Below are 22,360 nucleotides of genomic sequence, written 5' to 3' on the forward strand. Positions count from 1 at the left end.
GATCCGCGCCGCTCGTTTCCGCGTAGCGCTCGAAGGCACTTGGCTGCTCAGGCGAGCAGTTCGACCTCCGACACGGTCGCCTGGCCGTCGAAGACCAGGCGGTACTTCCCGTACGTGCCCGGGGAGCCCACGCTGAACGCCCGGGTCTGCCGGTCCCAGGTGAAGGACTCGCCGGACCGTTTGTCGAGCGTCTTCCACGTGGTGCCGTCGTCGGAGCCCTGGAGCGTCCAGCCGGTCGGCGCCTTGGTGTGGTCCCCCGACGAGGTCAGCGTGTACTGGAGGCCCTTGACCGCACCGGAGACCGGCAGGTCCACGGAGGTCACCGTGGCGTCCGACGCCGAGGTGTTGTCGAACAGCGGCCCGTCACCCTTCAGCACGTCCGCTCGGGGCGTCGCCACCTTGTCGCCCTGGGTGATGGACACCGGCCCCGCGTTCTTGCCGGAGCCCCACCCCGAGGGCTTGGCCCCCATGTCGAACTCGAGGACCCCGCCCTTCGACAGCAGCGAGTGCGGCAGCGAAGTCGAGTTCCACGCACGGCCGTTGAAGCGCACGCCCTGGACGTAGACGTTCTTCTGGCTGTTCCTCGGCGCCTTGATCACCAGGTCCTGCCCGTTCTCCAGGTGCACCGTGGCCTTCTTGAACAGCGGGGAGCCGATGGTGTACTCGCCGCTGCCCATGACCAGCGGGTAGAAGCCGAGCGCGGAGAAGAGGTACCAGCCCGACTGCTCGCCGTTGTCCTCGTCGCCGTGGTAGCCCTGGCCGATCTCGCTGCCCACGTAGAGCCGGGACAGTATCTCGCGGACCTTCGCCTGCGTCTTCCACGGCTGGCCGGCCGCGTCGTACAGGTACGGGATGTGGTGCGCGGGCTGGTTGGACTGCCCGAGCATGCCCATCCGGGTGTCGCGGGCCTCGGTCATCTCGTGGATGACGCCGCCGTACGAGCCGGAGAACCGTGGGTCGGCCGTCTCCGGCGTGGAGAAGAACGTGTCGAGCTTCTTCGCCAGCGCGTCCCGGCCGCCGTACAGGTTGGCCAGGCCCCGGGTGTCCTGCGGAACCGTGAAGGCGTAGCCCCAGCCGTTGCTCTCGGTGTAGTCGTAGCCCCACACGCGCGGGTCGTACGTCGAGGCGTCCAGCCGCCAGTCGCCCTGGTCGTCCCGCCCCTGGAAGAAGTCGACCTGCTTGTCGTAGAGGTTGACGTAGTCCTGGGCGCGGTTGAGGAAGTACTCCGACTCCTCCTGGTAGCGCTTGTCACCCGTCTTCGCGTAGAGGGCCTGGCCCATCCGCGCGATGCCGTAGTCGTTGTTGTAGCCGTCCATCGCCCACGAGAAGCCCTCGCCCGTGGAGGTGGTGGTGTAGCCGAGGAACGGGGAGGTGGTCATGCCCTTGCGGCCCACGCCCGACGTCGGCGGAACGACCGTCGCGTTCTTCACGGCCGCTTCATAGGCCGCCTTCGCGTCGAACCGCACGCCCTTGACGTAGGCGTCCGCGAAGGCCACGTCCGAGGATGTGCCGGTCATCAGGTCCGCGTAGCCGGGGGAGGACCAACGGGCCGTCCAGCCGCCGTCCTTGTACTGCTGGACGAACCCGTCGACCATCTCGCCCGCCTGACTCGGCGTCAGCAGGGAGTACGCGGGCCAGGTCGTCCGATACGTGTCCCAGAAGCCGTTGTTGACGTACACCTTGCCGTCGACGATCTTCGACCCGGTGTGGGTCGGGGTGTCCGCCCCGGGCATGGGGGAGAACGGCGAGGCGTACTGCTCCTTCGAACCGACCTTCTCGAAACCGGAGTTGGGGTACAGGTACAGCCGGTACATGCTGGAGTACAGCGTGGTCAGCTGGTCGCTCGTGGCGCCCTCGACCTCCACCTTGCCCAGCAGCCTGTCCCAGGCCCGCTGGGCGCCCTTCCTGACCGTGTCGAAGGACGTGCCGTCCGGGATCTCCTGACGCAGGTTGTCCTTGGCCTGGTCGACGCTGATCAGCGAGGTGGCCAGACGCAGGTTCACGGTGTGGTCGGAGCCCGCGTCGAAGCGCAGGTAGCCCTTGACCCCGCTGGCGGAGCCGTCCGTCACCGGCTTGTCGAAGACGCCGTACACGAACAGCCGGGTGGCGCCGGTCGACAGCCCGGACTTGACGTCCGAGTAGCCGGTGACGACCCCGTTGTCCTTGTCGAGGGTGAGCCCCGCCTGCTCGGTGACGTTGTCGAAGATCACGCTCGCGTCGTCGCCCGGGTAGGTGAAGCGCAGGGCCGCCGCGTGGTCGGTCGGGGTCATCTCGGCCTTGAGACCGTTCTCGAAGCGGACCCCGTAGTAGTACGGCCGCGCGGTCTCGTTCTCGTGCCGGAACGCCAGCTCACGCGCCTCGCGGCCGGTGTCCGGGGTGCCGGCGGCCGCCGACGGCATCAGCTGGAAGGTCTGCCGGTCACCCATCCACGGGCTCGGCTCATGGCTCGCGCTGAACGCCTGGATCGTCGGCAGGTTGTCGTCGTTGTTGGCCCGCGCGTAGTCGTACAGCCAGCTCAGCGAGGACGCGTTGGTCACCGGGGTCCAGAAGTTGAACCCGTGGGGCAGCGCGGTCGCGGGGAAGTTGTTGCCGCGCGAGAAGCTGCCGCTGGAGTTGGTGCCCCGGGTGGTCAGCACGTAGTCCGACAGGTGCGCCTTGGGCTGCTCCTGCGCCACCGGCTTGATCGCCAGGTCGTCCAGCCAGCCCCGGAACTTCGCCGGGCCCGTGGGGGAGTCGTACCCGATCAGGATCCGGTCGACGGTCTTCCCGGCCGCGACCGACCCGATCCGCGAGACCACGTTGTTCCACTGGTTGACGTACAGCACCTTCGACGCGCCCTGCCCCTGGGGGCTGAGCGGGAAGCCGTGCTGGTCGGTGGCGCCCAGATCGCTCAGGCGGGTGCCGTCGGTGAAGACCAGGTCGACGGAGACGTTCGTGGCGTCGTAGTCGCGGTCGCCGTCGGCCATCTGCGGATACAGGCGGTACGACAGCCGGGTGTCCCGGTCGACCTTCACGTTCACGTCGAAGATCTTGTTGTACGAGTACGCCTGCCCGTCGGCCGTGTGCCGACCGGCGTAACGCAGCGCACGCTTTCCGGTGAACCCGGCGGCCGCCTTCGCGGTCGGCGATCCGGCGGGCCCGCGGTCGACCAGCGACAGCATGTCCTCGGGCACCGAGCCGCCGCTGCCGCCCGTGGAGAGCTGCAGGTCCGCCAGCTGCAGGATGTCGGCGCCGTTGTTCTTGGTGATGTCGAGCCGGAAGTGCTCGTACTCCGCCGACGCCGCGAGGTCGTACTGCTTGGTCTGGAACCGCTCCGAGAAGGACTCCCCGGAGCGGGTGTCGACGGTCTTCCAGTCCTTGCCGTCCGTCGAGCCCTGCAGGGTCCAGTCCTGCGGATCGCGCCCGGCCTCGTCGTTGGCGGAGGTCAGCGCGTACGTGGTGATCGCGTAGGGCTTGTCGAGGTCGAACTCCACCCAGCCGGTGGGCGCGAAGGTGAGCCACTTGGTGCCGGACTCGCCGTCGACCAGGTTCTCCTTGACCTCGCCGCCGCCCGAGTTCTCGCTGCTGGCCCGGACGTCCGTGACATGGTCGTTCACGTTCCCGGCGACACCGCTGCTGTAGCCGCCGTCGACACCGGAGGCCCGCTTGCTCCCGTCCGGCGCGGTGTCCACCGTGTTCAGCCAGGTCGGCGCCGGGTCACCCGCCTCGAACGAGGACGTGAACTCCCGGTCCGCCTTGGCCGGAGCCTCCGGCAGGGCGATCGCCGCCCCTTGCGACCCCACGGCCATGACAAAGGCGGCCGTGAGGACGACCGCCGTACCCCGTCTGTGCCGAGCTCTGTGTCTCATGGACCAGCACCCCTCCCGCGCCCCATCCGGACAACGTTGTCAAATTTGCTGCGCAGAGACCAGTAGTGGGTCAAGTGGTCAGTGCTGTCAAGGGTGTTGGGTGTGGCATTCGGGCCTTATGTCGCGGATTTTTCCGGCAAGCGGTACACAGGGCGCTCATATTTCCGCGAGGTCTCAACTCGGAAAAGACCGATGACCAACCTTGCATTCGATCTTGCTCCGTCCGCGGGAAGTGGACTATACCTGTCGGCACTTCACACGATCGATACGGCATGATCCGTACGTCCTGCACGACCCTGCTTGACCTGACCGCGGTGCCCGGAGGATCCGGTTCACCGCCTGAGTCCTGGAGAAGGCGAGGACTTTGAGCATGGGATCCACTTCCGCCGAGAACAACGGCACCGCGGGTGTCGGCCGCCGCGATCTGATCAAGCGGTCGGCCGCGCTCGGCCTGATCTCCGTCCCCACGATGAGTTTTCTGGCGGCCTGCGCCAGCGGCGGTGGGGACAACAATTCCAGTGGCAACGACGAGGGCAAGACGTCCAAGTCGAACCCCTTCGGTGCGAAGAAGGGCACCAAGCTCGACGTCGTCATCTTCAAGGGCGGCTACGGCGACGACTACGCCAAGGCGTGGGAGGCGGACTACGAGAAGAAGCTCGGCATCACCTCCACCCACACCGGCACCCAGGAGATCACCGGAAAGCTCCAGCCGCGCTTCAACGCGGGCAACCCGCCGGACATCGTCGACGACTCCGGCGCCCAGCAGATCAAGGTCGACGTGCTCTACAAGAACGGCCAGCTGCTGGACCTCGCTCCGGTCCTCGACGCGCCGTCGGTCGACGACCCGAGCAAGAAGGTCCGGGACATGCTGATCCCCGGCACCCTCGACCCGGGCGTCCAGGAGGGCAAGGTCGTCGCCCTGAACTACATCTACACGGTGTGGGGCCTGTGGTACTCCGGCAAGCTCTTCAAGGAGAAGGGCTGGGAGCCGCCCAAGACCTGGGACGACTTCATCAAGATCTGCCAGGAGGCCAAGAAGGCGGGCATCGGCGGTCTCGCCCACCAGGGCAAATACCCGTACTACATCAATGTCGCCATCATGGACATGATCGCCAAGAAGGGCGGCATCGACGCCGTCAAGGCGATCGACAACCTCAAGCCGAACGCCTTCGTCGGCTCGCCCGCGGCGCAGGCGGGCGTCGAGGCGATCTACGAGGTCGTGGAGAAGGGCCTGTTGATGCCCGGCACCAACGGCCTGACCCACACCGAGTCCCAGACCCGCTGGAACCAGTACAAGGCCGCCTTCATCACCTGCGGTTCCTGGCTGGAGAACGAGCAGCTCAAGCAGACGCCCTCGGACTTCGACATGAAGTTCCTGCCGATGCCGCTGCTGCCCGACAGCAAGATGCCCTTCGAGGCGATCCGGGCCGGCTCCGGCGAGCCCTTCATCATCCCCGCGAAGGCCAAGAACCTGCCCGGCGCCAAGGAGTTCATGCGGCACATGCTCTCCAAGGAGTGGTCGACGCTCTTCGCCAAGCAGGCCAACTCGCTCACCATCCTCAAGGACGGCGTCGACGCCAGCGTCAAGCTGCGCCCGGGCACGCAGTCCACGGTCGAGGCCTCGAAGGCGGCCGGCGACAACACCTTCCGCTACCTCTACCCGGACTGGTACAGCGAGATGGACACGGCCATCCAGAACGCGTCCAATGAGCTCATGGCCAAGCGCATCCAGCCCAAGGAGTGGCTGAAGCGCTGTCAGGCCGCCGTCGACAAGCAGGCCGCGGACCCCGCGTCCAAGAAGAACGTGCACGAATAGGCCACGGGGGCGCCGTGGGGACCGCCTTTGGTGCCGGGCGGTTCCCCGCGCCGCCCCTTTGGGGGCGCTGCACAGACCGGAATATCAGGGGCAGGTATGCGAAAAGGGCAGTACCGGTTCGTCGCGGGGTTCTTGTTCGCTCCCGTGTTGCTCTACGTGGTCTTTGTCATCTGGCCTTACATCCAGACGTTCGGATATTCCCTCACGGACTGGAAGGGGCAGTCGCAGACCTTCAAGTTCGTGGGGTTCGCCAATTACCGGGCGTTGTTCCACGACGACGTCTTCATGCAGGCCATCTGGCACAACATCCAGTTCCTGGTCTTCATTCCGGTGATCACGATCCTGCTCGCCCTGTTCTTCGCCTTCATGCTGAACGCGGGCGGACGCAGCAAAGCCGGCGGTGTACAGGGCGTCGCCGGATCGAAGGTCTACAAAATCGTCTACTTCTTCCCGCAGGTGTTGTCGCTGGCGATTCTCGCGGTGTTGTTCAACGCGGTCTACCGCAGTGACGGCGGCGGTCTGCTCAACGGCGTCCTGATCAAGATCCACCTGGTCGACCCGGACAACCCCGTCGAATGGCTCAACGAGCCGCACATGGTGCTGTGGGCGCTGATGGTCGCCGTGATCTGGCAGGGCGTCGGCTTCTATCTGGTGCTGTTCTCGGCGGCCATGCAGTCCATCCCGAAGGACATCTACGAGGCCGCGCTCATCGACGGCGCCAACCGCAACCAGTCGTTCTTCCGGATCACCCTGCCGCTGCTGTGGGACACCGTGCAGACGGCGTGGGTGTACCTCGGCATCATCGCGATGGACATGTTCGTGCTGGTCTCCTCGATGACCCAGAACATGGGTGCCTACGGCGGCGGACCCGACCACCACAGCGACGTCATGGCGACCGTGATGATGCGCAACTTCCTGTACTTCGGCAAGAGCGGCTACGCCTGCGCCATGGGCGTCGTCATGCTGCTGCTCACCCTGATCCTGTCCGTCTTCACGCTGCGCGTCACCCGCCGCGAGCGCATCGAGTTCTGAGCGGGAGACAAGACGATGAGCGCCCCCATCAAGGAGACCCCGGCCGCGCCCGCGGAGCGGCCCGTCGCCAAGAGCCCCGCCCGCCCCGACGACAAGCGCGGCGAGGGCGTCGTACTGAACGTCTTCTCGCACGGCTTCCTCGCCCTGTGGGCCCTGCTGATCGTGCTGCCGCTGCTGTGGCTGGTGATCAGCTCCTTCAAGACCGACGCCCAGATCGGCGGCTCGGCCTTCGGCTGGCCGCACAACTGGTCCTTCGGCGTCTTCCACCGGGCCTGGAACAAGGGCATCGGCGACTACTTCCTGAACACCGTGATCGTCCTGGTCTTCTCGGTGCCGCTGACCATGCTCTTCGGCTCCATGGCGGCCTACGTGCTGGCCCGCTACCAGTTCTGGGGCAACCGGCTGCTGTACTACTTCTTCGTCGCCGGCGCGATGTTCCCGGTGTTCCTCGCCCTCGTCCCGCTGTTCTTCATGGTCAAGCGGCTGGACATGCTGAACACCTACCAGGGGCTGATCCTGGTCTACATCGCCTACTCGATGCCGTTCACGGTGTTCTTCATGCACGCCTTCTTCCGGACCCTGCCGACGGCGGTCTTCGAGGCGGCGATCCTGGACGGCGCCTCGCACACCCGGACCTTCTTCCAGGTCATGCTGCCGATGGCGAAGCCCGGACTGATCAGCGTGGGCATCTTCAACACGCTCGGCCAGTGGAACCAGTTCATCCTGCCGACGGTCCTCATGCAGCCGCAGAGCGGCGGCGACCCCGAGCGGTACGTCCTCACCCAGGGCCTCATCCAGCTGCAGCAGCAGCAGGGCTACGCCTCCGACCTGCCGGTCCTGTTCGCCGGCGTGACCATCGCCATGATCCCGATGCTCGTGGTGTACCTGTCCTTCCAGCGTCAGGTGCAGGCGGGACTGACCTCGGCGACCCTCAAGTAGGCGGGAGTCCCCGCCCTCGCACGGCGCCCACGAGCGCGCCGTCCCCGGACCCGGGGGCGGCGCGCTCATATGTGCGTCCATCCACCCGGATACGGTTCAACCTCTTGACGGGAGGCAACCCGAACGGCTCAGCTTAGAGTTCACTAGTTGGACATAGACGGGGCCTCATCGAGGCGGTCCCGTGCGCAGGAGGTCGTCGTGGAGACTCCGGGGTCGCAGTCGTCACTGCACCGAGCCAACCTGGAACGGGTCGTACGGGCCGTCCGGCTGGCCGGGTCCCTCACGCAGGCGGAGATCGCGAGGACCACGGGCCTGTCCGCGGCGACGGTCTCCAACATCGTCCGCGAGCTCAAGGACGGCGGAACGGTCGAGGTCACGCCCACCTCGGCGGGTGGCCGCAGGGCCCGCAGCGTCTCGCTGAGCGGGGACGCCGGCATCGTCATAGGGGTCGACTTCGGGCATACGCATCTGCGGGTCGCCGTCGGCAACCTCGCGCATCAGGTGCTCGCCGAGGAGTCCGAGCCCCTGGACGTGGACGCCTCCTCGACCCAGGGCTTCGACCGGGCGGAGGAGCTGGTCAATCGCCTGATCAGCGCAACGGGCGTGGACCGGTCGAAGATCGCCGGAGTGGGCCTCGGTGTGCCCGGACCGATCGACGTCGAGTCGGGGACGCTGGGCTCCACCGCCATCCTGCCGGGCTGGACCGGCACCAGGCCCGCCGAGGAGCTGCGGGGGCGGCTCGGCGTGCCGGTGCACGTGGACAACGACGCCAACCTCGGCGCCCTCGGCGAGCTGGTCTGGGGCAGCGGCAGAGGCGTTCGTGACCTCGCGTACATCAAGGTCGCGAGCGGTGTGGGCGCCGGTCTGGTGATCAACGGGAAGATCTACCGCGGACCAGGTGGTACTGCGGGAGAAATCGGACATATTACTCTTGATGAATCCGGCCCCGTCTGCCGCTGCGGAAACCGGGGCTGCCTGGAGACCTTCGCGGCCGCGCGCTATGTGCTGCCGCTCCTCCAGTCCAGCCACGGTACGGATCTGACGATGGAAGGCGTCGTGCGGCTGGCCAGGGACGGAGACCCGGGCTGCCGTCGCGTGATCGCCGACGTCGGCCGCCACATCGGCTCTGGAGTCGCCAATCTCTGCAATCTGCTGAACCCGAGCCGGGTGGTGCTCGGCGGTGATCTCGCCGAGGCCGGTGAGCTGGTGCTCGGGCCGATCAGGGAGTCCGTCGGCCGCTACGCAATCCCCAGCGCGGCGCGCCAACTGTCCGTTCTCCCCGGGGCGCTTGGGGGCCGTGCGGAGGTGCTCGGAGCACTCGCTCTCGCGCTCAGCGAGATGGGTGATTCGACCCTTTTGGACGGCACGCTCGCTACGGCGACCCCTGCCTTCACTTAGAGAACGGATGGCACCGTTGCCATCTCGTTAAGGATTTACTTCTTGACGTCGCACGTGTGGCCGAGTTGACTTCCAGCCACCTCGGCCGCAACGTCGCGGCCTCGTCAGGGAGGTTTCTGAAGTGAACACGCGTATGCGTCGTGCCGCGTTTGCCGTTGCTGCCGGTGCGATGGCCGTTTCGCTGGCCGCCTGTGGCTCCGCCAAGGAGTCCGGCAACAAGAGCAGCTCTTCGAGCTCGTCGTCCAAGAAGGGCGACAACATCAAGGTCGGTCTCCTGCTTCCGGAGAACCAGACCGCGCGTTACGAGAAGTTCGACAAGCCCCTGATCGAGAAGAAGGTCAAGGAGCTGACCAACGGCAAGGGCACGGTCGTCTACGCCAACGCCAAGCAGGACGCCAGCCTCCAGGCCCAGCAGGTCGACACCATGGTCACCCAGAAGGTCGACGTGCTGATCGTGGACGCGGTGGACTCCGCGGCCATCAAGAACTCGGTCCAGAAGGCCAAGGACGCCGGCATCCCGGTCGTCGCCTACGACCGCCTCGCGCAGGGCCCGATCTCCGGCTACACGTCCTTCGACAACGAGACCGTCGGCAAGACCCAGGGCGAGGCCCTGCTGAAGGCCCTCGGCTCGAAGGCCAAGTCCGGCAAGATCGTCATGATGAACGGGGCCTCGACCGACCCGAACGCCGCCCAGTTCAAGAAGGGCGCCCTCTCCGTCCTCCAGGGCAAGGTCAACATCGGCGAGTCCTACGACACCAAGGACTGGAAGCCGGAGAACGCCAACGCCAACATGGAGGCGGCGATCTCGGCGATCGGCAAGAAGAACCTCATCGGTGTCTACTCGGCCAACGACGGCATGGCCGGCGGTATCATCACCGCCCTCAAGGCCGCCGGTATCTCCAACATCCCGGTCACCGGCCAGGACGCGGAGCTCGCGGGTGTGCAGCGCATCGTCACCGGCACGCAGTACATGAGCGTCTACAAGCCCTACCCGACCGAGGCCAACACCGTCGCGGAGATGGCCGTCGACATCGCCCAGGGCAAGGACCTCAGCTCCGTCGCTCCCGACAAGGTCGACAGCCCGAGCGACAAGGGCATCCCGGCGAAGATCATCTCGGTCGTCGCGCTGACCAAGGACAACATCAACGACACCGTCATCAAGGACGGCATCTACACGGTCGCCGACATCTGCACCCCGCAGTACAAGGCCGCCTGCGACAAGATCGGTCTGAAGTAGACAGCGGCAGGTCCCTTCCCAGGTAAGGGAATTCGCTCTTGAATTCCCTTACGGGACGCCCGCTCCAAGACTCCTCCGGCGCCCCGCGCATCACACAGCCCCGCAAGCTAGCTGCGGGGCGCCGGACGGATCAGCCCCCCAAAACTTCTGCACAACCTCCCGCCGGGTCAGGCGGCGAAGGAGATGGTTCACGTGTCCGCTACGCCCGTGCTGGCGTTGCGCGGGGTCTCCAAGCGGTTCGGTGCCGTCCAGGCGCTCACCGACGTAGAGCTTGAGGTCCACGCCGGTGAGGTGGTCGCCCTGGTGGGCGACAACGGCGCCGGAAAGTCCACGCTGGTCAAGACGATCGCCGGCGTGCACCCCATCGATGAGGGCGTCATCGAGTGGGACGGCAAGTCCGTCTCGATCAACAGGCCGCACGACGCCCAGCACCTGGGCATCGCGACGGTGTACCAGGACCTCGCGCTGTGCGACAACATCGACGTCGTGGGCAACCTGTACCTGGGCCGTGAGGTCCGCAAGTACGGCGTGCTCGACGAGGTCGAGATGGAGCGCCGCTCGCGTGAGCTGCTGGACCAGCTGTCCATCCGCATCCCCAGCGTCCGTATCCCGATCGCCTCGCTCTCCGGCGGTCAGCGCCAGACCGTGGCCATCGCCCGCTCCATGCTGGGCGAGCCGAAGCTGGTCATCCTCGACGAGCCCACCGCCGCTCTCGGTGTCGAGCAGACCGCGCAGGTCCTCGACCTCGTGGAGCGGCTGCGGGAGCGCGGTCACGCCGTGATCCTCATCAGCCACAACATGGCCGACGTGAAGGCCGTCGCCGACAAGGTGGCGGTGCTGCGTCTGGGTCGTAACAACGGCGTCTTCGAGGTCAAGTCGACCTCGCAGGAAGAGATCATCTCCGCCATCACCGGCGCCACGGACAACGCCGTGACCCGTCGTGCGGCGCGCAGCACTGGGGAGATCAAGAAGTGAGCATCGACAAGACCTCCACGCCTCCCGAGGACCACGTGGTGGAGAACCCCGAGGCCGCGGCCGGTGCCGCGACCGTGGTCGACCCCCGGCTGCTGGTCCGCGAACAGGGCTTCGCGGGCTACATCACCGAGTTCAAGCGCAAGATCAAGGCGGGTGACCTGGGCTCCATCCCGGTCGTCATCGGTCTGGTGATCATCTGGATCATCTTCCAGAGCCTGAACTCCAACTTCCTGAGCGCGAACAACCTCTCCGACATCTCCGTCACGATGGTCGGCACCGGCATGATCGCCGTCGGTATCGTCTTCGTGCTGCTGCTCGGCGAGATCGACCTGTCGGTCGGCTCGGTCTCCGGTGTCGCGGGCGCGAGCTTCGCCGTACTGAACGTCAACCACGGCATGAGCGAGTGGCTGGCGTTCATCCTGGCGATCCTCACCGGCACCGTCGCCGGCGCGATCCACGGTTTCGTCTTCGCGAAGATCGGTGTGCCGGCGTTCGCCGTCACCCTGGCCGGCCTGCTGTTCTGGAACGGCTTCATGCTCCAGATCCTGGGCTCCAACGGCACGATCAACCTCAACAGCGACGGCATGGTCGCCAAGCTGACGACGTACTACTTCAGCGACGTCGCCGCCTCCTACGGCCTGGCCATCGCGGTGACCGCGCTGTTCTTCCTCAGCTCCTACTTCGGCAACAAGCGCCGCGAGGCGGCCGGCGTGCCGTCCCGGCCGGTGAGCGAGACCATTCTCCGCACGGTGCTGCTGGCGATCGTCGCCTTCGCCGTGGCCATCGTCTACAACCAGTACAAGGGCCTGCCGCTGGCCGTCGTGATCTTCGTCGGTGTGCTGCTGGTCACGGACTTCATCCTGCGCCGCACGCCGTACGGCCGGAAGATCTTCGCGCTCGGCGGCAGTGTCGAGGCCTCCCGGCGTGCCGGTATCAACGTGGAGATGGTCCGGATCTCGGTCTTCGCGATCTCCGGCACCTTCGCCGCGATCGGCGGTCTGTTCATCGCCTCGAAGATCGCCTCCGCCAACCAGGGCGCCGGTGGCGGTGACCTGCTGATGAACGCCATCGCGGCGGCCGTCATCGGTGGCACGTCCCTCTTCGGCGGCCGCGGCCGCACCTGGAACGCGCTCCTCGGTGTGCTGGTGATCGTCTCCATCCAGTACGGCCTCGCCCTGCAGGGCATCGCCTCGCCGGTGCAGTACATGATCACCGGTGGTGTTCTGCTGGCGACCGTCGTCATCGACGCGATCACCCGCAAGACGCAGAAGACGGCCGGACGCGCGTAACCGACCGCACCCGATGCCCGGCACCCCACAGGTGCCGGGCATCGTCGTGTCGTAGGACCGGGGAATCGTGGGTACAGCCGATCGCGTGACCTATGACGCACCGCCCGGGCGTCACCCGCACAGGCGGAACATTAGACTCGACAAGCCCGGGAACAGCTCTACTGCAAGGAGGCACGGGTGCCGCTGCTGACCCGTATCAGGGGACCGCGCGATCTGGACCGGCTCAGCCCCGAGGAGCTGGTGCAGCTGGCAGAGGAGATCCGTACCTTCCTCGTCGACGCCGTCTCCAAGACCGGCGGCCACCTCGGCCCCAACCTCGGTGTGGTGGAGCTGACCATCGCCCTGCACCGGGTCTTCGACTCGCCCCGGGACAAGGTGCTGTGGGACACCGGCCACCAGTCCTACGTGCACAAGCTGCTCACCGGCCGCCAGGACTTCTCGCGGCTGAAGATGAAGGGCGGTCTGTCCGGCTACCCCTCGCAGGCCGAGTCCGAGCACGACGTCATCGAGAACAGCCACGCCTCCACGGTCCTCGGCTGGGCCGACGGGCTCGCCAAGGCCAACCAGATCCTCGAGCGCGACGACCACGTGGTCGCCGTGATCGGTGACGGCGCGCTGACCGGCGGCATGGCCTGGGAGGCCCTCAACAACATCGCCGACGCCAAGGACCGCCCCCTCGTCATCGTCGTCAACGACAACGAGCGGTCGTACGCGCCGACCATCGGCGGCCTCGCGAACCACCTCGCCACCCTGCGCACCACCGACGGCTACGAGCGCTTCCTGGCCCGCGGCAAGGACCTCCTCGGGCGCACCCCGGTCGTCGGCAAGCCCCTCTACGAGACGCTGCACGGCGCCAAGAAGGGCCTGAAGGACTTCATCGCGCCGCAGGGCATGTTCGAGGACCTGGGCCTGAAGTACGTCGGCCCCATCGACGGCCACGACATCGAGGCGCTGGAGTCCGCGCTGGCCCGCGCCAAGCGGTTCGGCGGCCCGGTGATCGTCCACTGCCTCACCGAGAAGGGCCGCGGCTACCAGCCCGCCCTCCAGGACGAGGCCGACCGCTTCCACGGCATCGGCCCCATCCACCCCGACACCGGCCTGCCGATCAAGGCCTCCGGCGCCGACTGGACCTCCGTCTTCGGCGACGAGATGGTCGAACTCGGCAAGGAGCGGAAGGACATCGTCGCCATCACGGCCGCGATGCTCCAGCCGGTCGGCCTGAAGAAGTTCGCCGACACCTTCCCCGAGCGGATCTACGACGTCGGCATCGCCGAGCAGCACGGCGCCGTCTCCGCGGCCGGCCTCGCGCACGGCGGACTGCACCCCGTCTTCGCCGTGTACGCCACCTTCCTCAACCGCGCCTTCGACCAGGTCCTGATGGACGTGGCGCTGCACAGGTGCGGCGTGACCTTCGTCCTGGACCGGGCCGGCGTCACCGGCACCGACGGCGCCTCCCACAACGGCATGTGGGACATGTCGATCCTCCAGGTCGTCCCGGGCCTCAGGCTCGCCGCCCCGCGCGACGCCGACCAGGTGCGCGCACAGCTCCGCGAGGCCGTCCAGGTCAACGACGCGCCGACCGTGGTGCGCTTCTCCAAGGGCGCCGTCGGCCCCGCCGTACCCGCCGTGGGACGGGTGGGCGGCATGGACGTCCTGCGCGAGCCGGGCACGGACACGCCGGACGTGCTGCTGGTCTCCGTGGGCGCCCTGGCGCCCATGTGCCTGGAGATCGCCGAGCTGCTGAAGAAGCAGGGCATCTCCACCACGGTCGTCGACCCGCGCTGGGTCAAGCCGGTGGACGAGGCCATGGCCCCGCTCGCCGAGCGGCACCGGGTGGTCGTCACCGTCGAGGACAACTCCCGGGTCGGCGGCGTCGGTTCGGCGATCGCCCAGGCGCTGCGGGACGCGGGCGTCGACGTACCCCTGCGCGACTTCGGCATCCCGCCGCGCTTCCTCGACCACGCCTCGCGCGCCGAGGTGATGGCGGAGATCGGCCTCACCGCCCCCGACATCGCCCGCCAGGTCACCGGCCTCGTCTCCAGGCTCGACGGCCGTTACGACCGTGCGGCGGCCGAGGTGGAGCCCGCCCGGGACTGACGCGACACCCGCCTCCCATGGGCCGCTTCCGCCACCGCCAGGGGTGGTGAAAGCGGCCCATTCGCGTGAATCCGCTCGCGCCGGGGCATACGCACTACGCCCCCTCTCGATCATGTCGGGGACGACACAGCGTGGGAGGTACGCCCGTGAGCAGCACCCTCTTCAGGACGAAGAACATCGAGCAGTCCATCCAGGACACCGAGGAGCCCGAGCACGCGCTCCGAAAATCCCTGTCCGCGCTGGATCTGACGGTCTTCGGCGTCGGTGTCATCATCGGCACCGGGATCTTCGTCCTCACCGGCACGGCCGCCAAGAACACCGCGGGCCCCGCCGTGTCCCTGTCCTTCGTCGTCGCCGGCGTGGTCTGCGCGCTCGCCGCGCTGTGCTACGCCGAGTTCGCCTCCACGGTGCCGGTCGCGGGCTCCGCGTACACCTTCTCCTACGCCTCGCTGGGGGAGTTCCCGGCCTGGATCATCGGCTGGGACCTGGTCCTCGAGCTGGCGCTGGGCACGGCGGTGGTGGCCGTCGGCTGGTCCGGCTACATCCACTCGCTGCTGGACAACGCGGGCTGGCATCTGCCCGCCTCGCTCAGCGGGCGGGACGGCGCCTCCGGGTTCGGCTTCGACATCCTCGCCGCCGCGCTCGTGCTGCTGCTCACCGCCATCCTCGTCATCGGCATGAAGCTTTCCGCACGCGTCACCTCGGTCGTCGTCGCCATCAAGGTCGCCGTCGTCCTCGTCGTCATCATCGCGGGCGCGTTCTTCATCAAGGGCGACAACTACGACCCGTTCATCCCCAAGGCGCAGACCGTGGAGGCGGGGGGCAACCTCAAGGCGCCGCTGATCCAGCTGATGTTCGGCTGGGCACCCTCCAACTTCGGCGTCATGGGCATCTTCACCGCCGCGTCCGTGGTGTTCTTCGCCTTCATCGGCTTCGACGTCGTCGCCACGGCCGCGGAGGAGACGCGGAACCCGCAGCGGGACGTGCCGCGCGGGATCATCGGGTCCCTGATCATCTGCACGGCGCTCTACGTGGCCGTGTCGATCGTGGTGACCGGCATGCAGAAGTACACGAAGCTGTCGGTGGACGCACCGCTGGCCGACGCGTTCAAGGCGACGGGGCACCCCTGGTTCGCGGGTCTGATCAGCTTCGGCGCGGCGGTCGGCCTGACCACGGTCTGCATGATCCTGCTCCTCGGCCAGTCCCGCGTCTTCTTCGCGATGAGCCGCGACGGGCTGCTGCCCCGCTTCTTCTCCCACACCCACCCGCGCTTCCGCACGCCGTACCGCCCGACCATCCTGCTCGGCGTGGTCATCGCGATCATCGCGGGCTTCACCAGCCTCAGCGAACTGGCCGAACTGGTGAACATCGGCACGCTCTTCGCGTTCATCGTCGTCGCGATCAGCGTCATCATCCTGCGCAACACCCGCCCCGACCTGGACCGCTCCTTCCGCACCCCGTGGGTCCCCTTCGTGCCGATCCTGTCGGTGCTCGCGTCGCTGTGGCTGATGCTCAACCTCCCCGCCGAGACCTGGCTCCGCTTCGCCATCTGGATGGTCATCGGCTTCGGCGTGTACTTCCTCTACGGCCGCACCCACAGCCGCCTGGCGCGCCGCGAGGAGCAGCCGGCGACGAGGTGACGCCGGGTATGGACGAACGCCGGCTGCCCGGTGGGTGGGCGTCAGGTCGGTCTGACCGTTCGGGGGCCCGTCACCTCCGCGCCCAGCTCCGTCACCCGGCGCCTCAGCTCCCGGTCCGCGGTCACCACCAGGACCGGGCGGTCGGCCGCTGCCGCCACCAGCGCGACCATGTGGTCGTCCCCGCTGCCCGGCGCCGACTCGATCCGCACGCCCGGCACCGGCGTCACACCGCGCGCCGCGCCCTCGACCACGAGCACGATCTCCACGGGCCCGGCGTGCCCCGGCACACCGTCCGCCGCGAGCCGGTCCCGCAGCCGCTCCGCGGCCCCCCGCCGGTCCCGCCACCACCCGTCGGGCACCGACCCGACGACATTGGCGCCGTCGACGATCACCAGCAGCGGGTCGCTCTCACTCATGGGGCAAGGTTCGCACAGCCGTCGGCCGGAGCCGTCCGCCCGTCCTGGATCAGTCCGTCGGCTTCTCCTCGAAGCTCGCGTAGTACGCCGCGGCCATGTCCTCGTCGCCGTGGCCCTGGCCCGCCGCCCGTTCCATGCGTTCGGCGGTGGCCGCGGCCACGTCCAGGCGTACGCCGTTGTCGCGGCCGGCCTCGACGATGAGGCGGGCGTCCTTGCCGGCCGTGGTCACCGCGAACTGGGCGGGGGAGAGCCGCCCTTCGAGGATCATCCCGGCCTTGGCCCTGAGGTAGCCCATGTCGAGCGGCCCGCCCGCGATGAGGTCGAAGAAGCCGGCCGGGTCGACGTCCAGCGCCTTCGACAGGGCCAGCACCTCCCCGGTCGCCGCCGTGGCCGCGAGGACCCAGCTGTTGGCGACGAGCTTCAGCCGTGTCGCGCTGCCCGCCCCGCCGTCGTCCCCGGTCCACACCGTCCGCGCGCCCACCGCGTCGAACACCGGCTCCACCACCCTCCGCCCCTCGACCGGCCCGGCGGCCAGCACGGTCAGCTGCCCCGCCTCCGCGGGCTGGCGCGTACCGAGCACCGGGGCGTCGTAGAAGACGAGTCCCCGCTCGGCGGCGAAGGCGGCCAGGTCGGCGACCGCGTCGATCCCGGCGGTGGTCGACTGCACCCACGCGGCGCCCGACCGCAGTCCGGAGGCGGCCTCGCGCATGACGTCCAGGGTCGCGGGACCGTCGTACAGCATGGTCAGGACCACGTCGGCGCCCCGTACCGCCTCCGCGGGCGTGTCGGCGATGTGCGCCCCGTCGGCGGCGAGTGGCTCGGCCTTGGCGCGGGTGCGGTTCCAGGCGCGGACGGTGTGTCCGGCACGGACGAGGTTGCGGGCCATGGCGGCGCCCATGATGCCCGTACCGAGGACGCTCACGGTGAGCTTGTCGGTCATGAGATCGGCTTCCTTCTCACGTCGTTGCCGAGTGTGTGCGGTGCTGCTCGGGAACAGCCTGCCGGTTCAGTACCCCCTCGTGCGCGTCGGGCACGCGCCCCGGAGGGGCCGGACCGCGTTGCGTCGGGGCGGCCGCTTAAAGTGAACTGGTGAACGGCGACTGGCTTCTGCGCGGCCGTGACGGCCGGCTCAGTGTGTACCTCCCGACGGACGATGCCGTGCTGTGCCGGGCGGAACGCGCCCCCGGCGGCCCCTGGACGGACCCGCGCAGGGTCGGCGGCGAGCAGAAGCTGCATCCGTCCTCGTGTGCCGTCGGACAGGGCCGCGACCTCTACGCCCATCTGGTGTGCTGGCGCCCCACGACGGCCGGTGAGGCGGGCCTGGTGCACTCCACCCACTTCCGGCCCCGGCTCGCGGCCCTCGACTGGGCGTCCATCGGGCACCCCGACAAGAAGGGCGCCCTCACCGGTCCGCCCGCCGTCGCGGTCGACGCGCAGGGCCGCGCCCATGTCTTCGTCCGCAACAAGGCCGGCGGGGTGAGCCTGGCCGCGCAGAAGGAGAAGGGCGGCTGGGAGCCCTGGGCGGACCTCAAGGGACGTGACGTCCAAGGGGAGTTGGCGGCGGTGACGGGGGAGTCGGGACGCGTGGAGCTGTACGCGGCCGTGCCCGGCGGCATCCTGCACTGGCGGCAGGAGGAACCGGGCGCCGCGCTCACGCTGGAGGAGGCGATGGAGGCGCCGGTCCGCCCGGACACCCTGCGCGCCCTCGCCACGTCCCCCGACAGCACGACGCTCTTCTACACAGACGACTCGGGCGACCTGTGCGCCTGGCGACCGGGTGCCAAGCCCGTCACCCTGCTGCCCTCCGCCGGGCCCGGTCCGGTCTCCGCCGTCCGCTGCGAACTCGACGGCCACGACTGCACCTTGCTCGCCCAGCGCTCGGCGGCCGGCCGGATCGCCTTCGCCGCGTACCCCACCGAGCAGGAGTCGGCGGGCGCCTGGTGGACCGACTCCGGACCGGCGCTGCCCTCGGACGCCACGGTCTCCCTGACGGTGGACCAGGACGACCGCGTGGTGGCGGCGACGCTGTCCCCCTCGACCGGCCAACTCCTCCTCACCCGCCGCAAGTCCGAACCGGGCCTGGCCCTGGAGGCCTGGCGCGACGTGTGACCGCCCTCTTCGCAACGTTCGCAACGAACCCCGGCACGGAACGACAGAGGGCCTCCGCCCGCCGGCGGAGGCCCTCTTCACGCGCTGTCAGGTGTTACGCCGGAACCGACGCCACACCCGGAGCCAGGAACTTCTTGCCGTTCACGCGCTCGGAGACACCCTCGCGGTCCAGGTACGGCGTGATGCCGCCCAGGTGGAAGGGCCAGCCGGCACCCGTGATCAGGCACAGGTCGATGTCCTGGGCCTCCGCGACGACGCCCTCGTCGAGCATGAGCCCGATCTCCTGCGCCACCGCGTCCAGGACGCGCTCGCGGACCTGCTCCTCCGTCAGGACGCTGTCGCCCTGCTTCAGCAGCGCCGCGACCTCCGGGTCCAGCTCCGGCTTCCCGCTGTCGTAGACGTAGAAGCCGCGCTTGCCCGCCTCGACGACCGCCTTGAGGTTGGGGGAGACCGTGAAGCGGTCCGGGAAGGCCCGGTTGAGAGTCTCCGAGACGTGCAGACCGATCGCGGGACCGACCAGCTCCAGGAGGACGAGAGGAGACATCGGCAGGCCCAGGGGCTCCACCGCCTTCTCCGCCACCTCGACCGGGGTGCCCTCGTCGATGACGTTCTGGATCTCGCCCATGAAGCGGGTGAGGATGCGGTTCACGACGAACGCCGGGGCGTCCTTGACCAGAACCGCGGTCTTCTTCAGCTTCTTGGCCACGGCGAACGCGGTCGCGAGCGACGCGTCGTCGGTCTGCTCGCCGCGGACGATCTCCAGGAGCGGCAGGATCGCGACCGGGTTGAAGAAGTGGAAGCCGACGACCCGCTCGGGGTTCTTCAGCTTCGACGCCATCTCCGTCACCGACAGCGAGGAGGTGTTGGTGGCGAGGATCGCGTGCGCCGGGGCGACCGCCTCGACCTCCGCGAACACCTGCTGCTTGACGCCGATCTCCTCGAAAACGGCCTCGATGATGAAGTCGGCGTCCGCGAAGCCCTCGGCCTTGTCCAGCACACCGGTGACCAGGGCCTTGAGACGGTTGGCCTTGTCCTGGTTGATACGGCCCTTGCCGAGCAGCTTGTCGATCTCGGCGTGGACGTAGCCCACACCCTTGTCGACGCGCTCCTGGTCGATGTCGGTCAGCACGACCGGCACCTCCAGGCGGCGCAGGAAGAGCAGGGCGAGCTGGGAGGCCATCAGACCGGCGCCGACGACACCGACCTTGGTGACCGGACGGGCGAGCGACTTGTCGGGTGCGCCCGCGGGACGCTTGCCGCGCTTCTGCACCAGGTTGAACGCGTAGATGCCGGCGCGCAGTTCACCGCCCATGATGAGGTCGGCGAGGGCCTTGTCCTCGGCGTCGTAGCCCTGCTGCAGGTCGCCGTTCTTGGCGCCGGCGATGATGTCGAGGGCGCGGTAGGCGGCCGGGGCGGCGCCGTGCACCTTGGAGTCCGCGATGAAGCGGCCCTTGGCGACGGCCTGGTCCCAGGCCTCACCGCGGTCGATGACCGGGCGCTCGACGACGATCTCGCCCTTGAGGACGGCCGCCGTCCACAGCAGCGACTGCTCCAGGAAGTCGGCGCCCTCGAAGATGGCGTCGGCGATCCCCAGCTCGTAGACCTGGGCGCCCTTGAGCTGCTTGTTCTGGTTGAGGCTGTTCTCGATGATCACCGAGACGGCCTTGTCGGCGCCGATCAGGTTCGGCAGCAGGGTGCAGCCGCCCCAGCCGGGGACCAGGCCGAGGAAGACCTCGGGCAGGGAGAACGCGGGCAGGGCCGCGGACACCGTGCGGTACTGGCAGTGCAGGCCGACCTCGACGCCGCCGCCCATCGCGGCACCGTTGTAGTAGGCGAAGGTGGGCACCGCGAGGCCGCCGAGGCGCTTGAAGACCTCGTGGCCGCCCTTGCCGATGGCCAGCGCGTCCTGGTGATCCTTCAGCAGCTCGACGCCCTTGAGGTCGGCGCCGACGGCGAAGATGAACGGCTTGCCGGTGATGCCGACACCGACGATCTCGCCGGCCGCGGCCTCCTTCTCGACCTGGTCGATGGCGGTGTTGAGGTTCGCCAGCGAGGCCGGGCCGAAGGTGGTCGGCTTGGTGTGGTCGAAGCCGTTGTCCAGCGTGATGAGCGCGAAGCGCCCCGCGCCGAACGGCAGGTCGAGGTGGCGTACGTGCGCGGACGTGACGACCTCGTCGGGGAACAGCTCGGCCGCACCCTTCAAAAGCTCAGCGGTGGTGCTCACTTGTCCCCCTCGAAGTGCGGGTTCTCCCAGATGACCGTGGCGCCCATGCCGAAGCCGACGCACATGGTGGTGAGGCCGTAGCGGACCTGCGGCTGCTCCTCGAACTGGCGGGCCAGCTGCGTCATCAGACGGACGCCGGAGGAGGCCAGCGGGTGGCCGAAGGCGATCGCGCCGCCGTACTGGTTGACGCGCTCGTCGTCGTCGGCGATGCCGTAGTGGTCGAGGAAGGCCAGGACCTGGACGGCGAAGGCCTCGTTGATCTCGAAGAGGTTGATGTCCTCGATCGACAGACCGGCCTTGGCGAGGGCCTTCTCGGTCGCCGGGATCGGGCCGTAGCCCATGACCTCGGGCTCGACACCCGCGAAGGCGTAGGAGACCAGGCGCATCTTGACCGGGAGGTCGTTCTCGCGGGCGAAGTCCTCGGAGGCGATGATCGAGGCGGTGGCGCCGTCGTTCAGACCTGCCGCGTTGCCCGCGGTGACCCGGCCGTGGACGCGGAACGGCGTCTTGAGGCCCTGCAGGTTCTCCAGGGTGGTGCCCGGGCGCATCGGCTCGTCGGCGGTCACCAGGCCCCAGCCGGTCTCGCCGGCCTCGGGGTTGGTGCGGCGCACGGAGATCGGGACCAGGTCGGCCTGGATCTTGCCGTTGGCGTAGGCCTTGGCGGCCTTCTCCTGGGAGCGCACGGCGTACTCGTCGGCGCGCAGCTTGGTGATGTGCGGGTAGCGGTCGTGCAGGTTCTCGGCGGTCATGCCCATGAACAGCGCCGACTCGTCGACCAGCTTCTCGCTGACGAAGCGCGGGTTGGGGTCGACGCCCTCGCCCATCGGGTGCCGGCCCATGTGCTCGACACCACCGGCGATGACGGCGTCGTAGGCGCCGAAGGCGATGGAGCCGGCGGTGGTGGTGACGGCGGTCAGCGCACCGGCGCACATACGGTCGATCGAGTAACCCGGGACCGACTGCGGCAGCCCGGCGAGGATGCCGGCCGTGCGGCCGAGGGTGAGGCCCTGGTCACCGATCTGCGTGGTCGCCGCGATGGCGACCTCGTCGATCTTCTTCGGGTCGAGACCGGGGTTGCGGCGCAGCAGCTCCCGGATCGCCTTCACGACGAGGTCGTCGGCGCGGGTCTCGTGGTAGATGCCCTTCGGGCCCGCCTTGCCGAACGGGGTACGGACGCCGTCGACGAAGACGACGTCCCTGACGGTACGAGGCACGATGGCTCTCCTCCAGATGCGGGATCTGCACTGCTGCGGCCGCGCTGAGCGCGCGCTCAGTCCCATGCTACTTATGAGTAACGTAGCTGCCCAGTCCTGCGGGCGGGAGCGGCGAAGGTCACACCC

General features: G+C 68.4%; 15 protein-coding genes. 10 read left to right on the forward strand and 5 right to left on the reverse strand.

Going from position 1 to position 22,360, the window contains the following annotated elements:
• Positions 1 to 47: 47 nt before the first annotated feature.
• A complete protein-coding gene (locus ACWCQ1_RS35815; protein WP_451028239.1) occupies positions 48 to 3,848 on the reverse strand; it encodes a GH92 family glycosyl hydrolase in 3,801 nt (1,266 codons plus the stop codon).
• A gap of 370 nt (positions 3,849 to 4,218) precedes the next feature.
• Here ACWCQ1_RS35815 and ngcE point away from each other — a divergent pair, with 370 nt between their 5' ends.
• From ngcE to ACWCQ1_RS35860, 9 genes are all read left to right on the forward strand, one after another.
• Positions 4,219 to 5,664: an N-acetylglucosamine/diacetylchitobiose ABC transporter substrate-binding protein gene (gene ngcE, locus ACWCQ1_RS35820; protein ID WP_133046054.1), complete on the forward strand. Its 1,446-nt coding sequence runs from the start codon at positions 4,219 to 4,221 to the stop codon at positions 5,662 to 5,664.
• Positions 5,665 to 5,760: 96 nt separating this feature from the next.
• Positions 5,761 to 6,696 carry a carbohydrate ABC transporter permease gene (locus tag ACWCQ1_RS35825; RefSeq protein WP_133046053.1) on the forward strand — a complete coding sequence of 312 codons (936 nt, stop codon included), beginning with the start codon at positions 5,761 to 5,763 and terminating at the stop codon, positions 6,694 to 6,696.
• A 15-nt stretch (positions 6,697 to 6,711) separates the two neighbouring features.
• Positions 6,712 to 7,635: a carbohydrate ABC transporter permease gene (locus ACWCQ1_RS35830; RefSeq protein WP_133046052.1), complete on the forward strand. Its 924-nt coding sequence runs from the start codon at positions 6,712 to 6,714 to the stop codon at positions 7,633 to 7,635.
• Between the two features lie 198 nt (positions 7,636 to 7,833).
• Positions 7,834 to 9,033, forward strand: a complete 1,200-nt coding sequence (locus ACWCQ1_RS35835; protein WP_208780941.1) for an ROK family transcriptional regulator — start codon at positions 7,834 to 7,836, stop codon at positions 9,031 to 9,033.
• A gap of 133 nt (positions 9,034 to 9,166) precedes the next feature.
• A complete protein-coding gene (locus ACWCQ1_RS35840; protein WP_165954970.1) occupies positions 9,167 to 10,270 on the forward strand; it encodes a sugar ABC transporter substrate-binding protein in 1,104 nt (367 codons plus the stop codon).
• Positions 10,271 to 10,453: 183 nt separating this feature from the next.
• On the forward strand, positions 10,454 to 11,245 hold the full coding sequence (locus tag ACWCQ1_RS35845; protein WP_165954963.1) for an ATP-binding cassette domain-containing protein: 792 nt from the start codon (positions 10,454 to 10,456) through the stop codon (positions 11,243 to 11,245).
• Positions 11,242 to 12,534, forward strand: coding sequence for a sugar ABC transporter permease (locus ACWCQ1_RS35850; RefSeq protein WP_133046048.1), 1,293 nt, complete (start codon positions 11,242 to 11,244; stop codon positions 12,532 to 12,534). The genes ACWCQ1_RS35845 and ACWCQ1_RS35850 overlap by 4 nt, the downstream gene beginning before the upstream one ends.
• A gap of 177 nt (positions 12,535 to 12,711) precedes the next feature.
• Complete coding sequence (gene dxs / locus ACWCQ1_RS35855) at positions 12,712 to 14,631, forward strand: 1-deoxy-D-xylulose-5-phosphate synthase (protein WP_133046047.1); 1,920 nt, start codon at positions 12,712 to 12,714, stop codon at positions 14,629 to 14,631.
• Positions 14,632 to 14,777: 146 nt separating this feature from the next.
• The gene (locus ACWCQ1_RS35860; RefSeq protein ID WP_358598676.1) at positions 14,778 to 16,271 is read left to right on the forward strand and encodes an amino acid permease; all 1,494 of its coding nucleotides are present in this window, start codon (positions 14,778 to 14,780) and stop codon (positions 16,269 to 16,271) included.
• Positions 16,272 to 16,312: 41 nt separating this feature from the next.
• Here ACWCQ1_RS35860 and ACWCQ1_RS35865 read toward each other — a convergent pair whose 3' ends face one another.
• Positions 16,313 to 16,687 carry a PIN domain-containing protein gene (locus tag ACWCQ1_RS35865; protein WP_133046045.1) on the reverse strand — a complete coding sequence of 125 codons (375 nt, stop codon included), beginning with the start codon at positions 16,685 to 16,687 and terminating at the stop codon, positions 16,313 to 16,315.
• A gap of 49 nt (positions 16,688 to 16,736) precedes the next feature.
• The gene (locus ACWCQ1_RS35870; protein WP_358598840.1) at positions 16,737 to 17,684 is read right to left on the reverse strand and encodes an NAD(P)-dependent oxidoreductase; all 948 of its coding nucleotides are present in this window, start codon (positions 17,682 to 17,684) and stop codon (positions 16,737 to 16,739) included.
• A 92-nt stretch (positions 17,685 to 17,776) separates the two neighbouring features.
• On the opposite strand from ACWCQ1_RS35870, the gene ACWCQ1_RS35875 reads away from it, so the two are divergent.
• Positions 17,777 to 18,796 (forward strand): hypothetical protein, encoded by a 1,020-nt coding sequence (locus tag ACWCQ1_RS35875; protein WP_358598673.1) that lies wholly within the window; start codon positions 17,777 to 17,779, stop codon positions 18,794 to 18,796.
• Positions 18,797 to 18,890: 94 nt separating this feature from the next.
• On the opposite strand, the gene ACWCQ1_RS35880 is transcribed toward ACWCQ1_RS35875, so the two are convergent.
• Together ACWCQ1_RS35880 and ACWCQ1_RS35885 are read right to left on the reverse strand one after the other, a co-directional pair.
• Positions 18,891 to 21,020 carry a 3-hydroxyacyl-CoA dehydrogenase NAD-binding domain-containing protein gene (locus tag ACWCQ1_RS35880; protein WP_358598670.1) on the reverse strand — a complete coding sequence of 710 codons (2,130 nt, stop codon included), beginning with the start codon at positions 21,018 to 21,020 and terminating at the stop codon, positions 18,891 to 18,893.
• A complete protein-coding gene (locus ACWCQ1_RS35885) occupies positions 21,017 to 22,234 on the reverse strand; it encodes an acetyl-CoA C-acyltransferase (protein ID WP_133046041.1) in 1,218 nt (405 codons plus the stop codon). The genes ACWCQ1_RS35880 and ACWCQ1_RS35885 overlap by 4 nt, the downstream gene beginning before the upstream one ends.
• Positions 22,235 to 22,360: the final 126 nt, after the last annotated feature.

This window comes from Streptomyces sp. NPDC002144, assembly GCF_053593695.1.

Excerpts from the sequence above, each read along its gene's own strand:
- ACWCQ1_RS35865 (WP_133046045.1), bottom strand. The coding sequence starts at position 16,687 with ATGAGTGAGAGCGACCCGCTGCTGGTGATCGTCGACGGCGCCAATGTC.
- ACWCQ1_RS35845 (WP_165954963.1), top strand. The coding sequence starts at position 10,454 with ATGGTTCACGTGTCCGCTACGCCCGTGCTGGCGTTGCGCGGGGTCTCC.
- ACWCQ1_RS35815 (WP_451028239.1), bottom strand. The coding sequence starts at position 3,848 with ATGAGACACAGAGCTCGGCACAGACGGGGTACGGCGGTCGTCCTCACG.
- ACWCQ1_RS35840 (WP_165954970.1), top strand. The coding sequence starts at position 9,167 with ATGCGTCGTGCCGCGTTTGCCGTTGCTGCCGGTGCGATGGCCGTTTCG.
- ngcE (WP_133046054.1), top strand. The coding sequence starts at position 4,219 with ATGGGATCCACTTCCGCCGAGAACAACGGCACCGCGGGTGTCGGCCGC.
- ACWCQ1_RS35825 (WP_133046053.1), top strand. The coding sequence starts at position 5,761 with ATGCGAAAAGGGCAGTACCGGTTCGTCGCGGGGTTCTTGTTCGCTCCC.
- ACWCQ1_RS35830 (WP_133046052.1), top strand. The coding sequence starts at position 6,712 with ATGAGCGCCCCCATCAAGGAGACCCCGGCCGCGCCCGCGGAGCGGCCC.